The sequence below is a fragment of the Actinospica durhamensis genome (assembly GCF_018139695.1).
In the GTDB taxonomy this organism is placed as follows: domain Bacteria; phylum Actinomycetota; class Actinomycetes; order Streptomycetales; family Catenulisporaceae; genus Actinospica; species Actinospica durhamensis.
Genome location: NZ_JAGSOG010000502.1, coordinates 1 through 2548 on the forward strand (window position 1 = coordinate 1; position 2548 = coordinate 2548).

At 68.3% G+C, this 2548-nt stretch carries 2 protein-coding genes; both read right to left on the reverse strand.

The features are described 5' to 3' along the window. Positions 1-850 (reverse strand): GTP-binding protein (locus KDL01_RS40430; protein ID WP_246577669.1); only part of this gene is annotated, 850 nt, incomplete at its 3' end. Between the two features lie 196 nt (positions 851-1046). Beyond that, entirely contained in the window at positions 1047-2354 is a 1308-nt protein-coding gene (locus tag KDL01_RS40435; RefSeq protein ID WP_212534019.1) for a radical SAM protein, read from the reverse strand. Between the last annotated feature and the right edge of the window lie 194 nt (positions 2355-2548).

Here is a 2548-nt window from a genome sequence, read left to right on the forward strand (position 1 = left end):
GCCCCCGCTCGATCTTGAACACCGTCCCCCGCAGCGGCCCATCAGCAGCCAGCTTCCGCGCGGGCAGCAGCGCCCTGATCCCCTCCATCAACAGCTCGACGCCGGCGCCGGTCGCCGCCGAGCCGAAGAAGACCGGATACGCCCGCGCTTCAGCAACCTGCCTGGCCAGCTCCTCGCGATAATCCGCCTCGGTGAGCCTCACCGAGTCATCCAGATAGCGCTCGAGGAACGCGTCATCCCCATCCGCCAGAAACTCGCCGATGCCCGCGCTGGTCTCTGCACTGGCCCCCGACCCGGTCGTGCCGCCCACCAGCGGCCGCTCGACCGTCCTCGCGCCGGCAGTTCCCAGCCCCTCCACACGCGTCACAGCCACCGCGCGGTCGGTCAGCTTCTCACGGATCTCTTCCAATAACGCATCTTCGCGAGCCCCGGCCCGGTCGGTCTTGTTGGCGAAGATGAGAGTCGGCAGGCCGAGCCTGGCCAGCGTACGCATGAGTACGCGCGTCTGCGCCTGCACGCCCTCGACCGCCGAGACGACCAGAACGACGCCGTCCAGCGCACGTAGCGCACGCGCGACCTCGGCGATGAAGTCGGCGTGGCCGGGCGTGTCGACGAGCGTGATCCGCGGCCCGTCCTCTGCGGCCGTGGGCGCGGTCAAGGCCACGACCGCGGATTTGATGGTGATGCCGCGCCGGCGTTCGAGCGCGAGCGTGTCGGTCTGCGTGTCGCCACCGTCGACGCTGCCGAGGTGGTCGATGACGCCCGCGTTGAAGAGCAGCCGCTCGGTCAGGCTGGTCTTACCGGCGTCGACGTGTGCGAGCACGCCGATGTTCAGGGTACTGACGATCAAGGTGAGGAGTCCTCGGGGATGCGGGAGACAGGTCGGGTCCGTGAAGAACGTCGATCTGTCGGCGCATTCGGGTCTCCATCCGTGAGCTTTCCTGGACGGCGACGACCTTACGCCCGGCGGCGCGGCCGGGCCAACTGGTTTTATTGCCCGGCTTCACGCCTGATGGCGCGGCCGGGCACCACTGAGAGCCGCAGTACTACGGCGTACGGATGACATCCATGAACGCGCTCACCGAGAACTCGGCGTTGCCCGCGCCGGGCTTGCCGTAGCCGGGCGGTACCGGCAGCTTGTGCGCCTCGAAGGTGTCCCGCCACACCCGCAGCAGCTTGATGAAGTACTCCAGCGGCGGGCCGTCCTGCCGGCCGAGGTTGCTCGTCGGCTCCGGGCACCACGTGGTGAAGCGCGGCACCACGCCGTGGCTCATGAAGAACTCCAGCCCCTCGGCCGTCGAGGCGATGGCCTGGTCCACGTCGGTGAACCCGTGCGGCTTGGCCATCTCCACGCCGCCGACGAAGTTCGGGATGACGTTCGTGGGCCCGAAAACGTCGGCGGCGTCCAGGATGCGCTGCACCCAGGCGTCGCGCCCGACGTAACGGTCCTTGCCTGGGCAGATCCAGTTGAACAGCTCGGCGTCCCAGACCTCGTAGTTCGGGTGGTAGATCCGGTAGCCGGCGTCGTGCAGCATCTTGACCTCGTCCAGCGGCAGAGCCTGGACGACGGCCTTGGGAATCCACCGGCCCGGGAAACGGGACTCGATCGCCTCGGCGAAGCGCGCGTAGAACTCGCCTTCGCGCATGCCGTCGAGCTTGCGCGTGATCGAGCCGCCGGTGACGGTGTAGGCCTTGGTGACGGAGTCGTGCTGGTGGATCAGCGTCATGGCCTCGACGATGTCCTCGAGGTCCTTGACCGGCGTGTACTCCCGGCCGTTGGCCCGCTGCTGCCGGAAGTTCTCGTTCAGGTCGCAGAAGCGGCACTCCTCGTCCCGGCCCCAGTACTGGCAGAGCCGGTAGACGGTGAGGTACACCAGGTAGCCCCACTCGATGGCCGGGGCGATCTGGCTGATGCTGCGCCCCGAGGAGAGCGTGTGCTTGTAGTACTCCGGGATCGGCGGGAACTCCACGTCAGCGAGGAACGTCCCCTCACAGTTCAGCGCCAGCTTGCCCTCGTGCAACTCCACCCGGTACGGGCTGTCCGGCGCGACCCGCGTGGAGACCACGGTCCGGCGCAGGTCATAAGGCCCGCCCGTCATCCGGATCTCCTCCGGCGCGCGGAAGTCGGCATGCTTGGCCATCTCCGCCACCGGCACGAGGTCGAAGGTGAAGATGAAGTAGTCCTTCGGCTTGTAGCCCCCCGCCACCCGCAGCGCGTCCGGACTGAAGGCCAGACCCTGCCGCAGGATGTCCTGCTTGACCACGGCCTCGGCCGGCAGGTCCGGAAACGCCTCCATCATGCGCTCCAGCTCCCGCGTCGTCGCCCCGTCCACCCCTACCTGCTCGGCGACCATCCTGGCCCTCGCTTCCACCGACGCCACGTGTGAAAGGTCCAATATCCCACGAAACCCGCGACCCGCGTCGCCCGGGGTGTCCCCGCCCCCGATCCCCGACCAGCACCAAAGCGATCACCGACCGTCACCCAGCATCCGGACAGCAGCACAGCGCGGTGCACCCAGCCACCTGCACCCGGACACCCACGCTGAAC